Genomic DNA, 1,231 nt, shown 5'->3' with positions numbered 1-1,231 from the left:
GGCGCACGGCGCGCTCGACGCGGCGAGCGTCGCGATCGCGCCCGCGGGCATCCCCGTCGAGGCGGCCGCACCGCTCGCCGGGGCGACCGCGCTCATGGGGCTGCACCACGCCATCGCGGCCGTCGCCTCGTACGTGCTCCTCCGTCGCGGCTCGGCCGCGATCGCCGCGTCGCTCGATGCGCCCGGGCTCGCGCTCGCACGACTGCTCGAGCCGGTCGTCGCCGTCGTCGCTCCCGTGCTCGGCCGCGCCCCGCTCGGCGGCGTCGAGCGACTCGTCCTTCCCGCCGTCGTCGTGCTCGGCGGCTCGGGGCGGCGCGGGCCGCCCGCGGTCGCGCGCGCGCGCTAGTCGCGCCGGGCATCCCGCGATCCCACACTCATCGCGCCGTCGATCCGCCTCTCGGCGACCGGCGCACCCGCACGGAAGAAGCACGATCATGACCGCATCGACCCTCATCACTCGCACCGCCTCCGCCGCAGCTCCCGCCCGCGCGGGTCGCGCGCGCCGCGCCGGTCTCGCCGCCCTCGCGCTCGCCGCCGGCACGGGCCTCGCCCTCGCCGGCCCCTCGGCCGCGTTCGCTCACGTGAGCGCCTCGAGCGACTCGACCGCCCCCGGTGGCCGCGCGCTCGTCACCTTCTCGATGTCGCACGGCTGCGAGGGGTCGTCGACGACCGTCGTGACGATCGACATCCCCGAGAGCATCCCGACCGTCGCCCCGACCATCCACTCCGGCTGGAGCGTCGAGAAGGTCATGGTGCCCCTCGACGCGCCGATCGAGACCGAGTACGACACGCTCACCGAGCGCGTCGGGCAGGTCGTCTACACGGCGACCGACGCGCCGCTCGCCGACGGCTACCGCGCCGCCTTCGACCTCCAGGTGACGCTGCCCGAGGGCGAGGCGGGCGAGCGCATCGAGTTCCCGACGACGCAGACGTGCGAGGTCGGCACGGCGACGTGGGCGGGCGAGGATGCGCCCGTCGTGACCCTGACCGACGCCGTGGCGGATGACGGGCACGGCTCCGCCGACGCCGGAGCGCACTCGGACGCCGATGCCGAGACCGCCGCGCTCACGAACTCGACCTCGGGTTCAGCGACCGGCGGCGACGACCTCATCGCGCGCATCCTCGGCGCCCTCGGCCTCGTCGCCGGGACCGCGGCGCTGACCCTCGCTCTCGTGCGTCGCCGCGGGGCGTCCTCGTGAGCCGCGGCATCGTCCGCGCCGCGCGCGCCGGA

2 protein-coding genes are annotated in these 1,231 nt (G+C 76.6%); both read left to right on the top strand.

Annotated elements, in window-relative coordinates:
• On the top strand, positions 1-346 hold a 346-nt coding region (locus Q7T15_RS04955), incomplete at its 5' end, for a hypothetical protein (protein ID WP_370689103.1).
• Positions 347-434: 88 nt separating this feature from the next.
• The gene (locus Q7T15_RS04950; RefSeq protein WP_304693877.1) at positions 435-1,199 is read left to right on the top strand and encodes a YcnI family protein; all 765 of its coding nucleotides are present in this window, start codon (positions 435-437) and stop codon (positions 1,197-1,199) included.
• Positions 1,200-1,231: the final 32 nt, after the last annotated feature.

Origin of the sequence: Microcella sp. (assembly GCF_030645145.1) — a bacterium.
Taxonomy (GTDB): domain Bacteria; phylum Actinomycetota; class Actinomycetes; order Actinomycetales; family Microbacteriaceae; genus Microcella.
The sequence above is the reverse complement of the archived record's forward strand: the minus strand, read 5'-3'. Positions and strand labels throughout refer to the sequence as shown.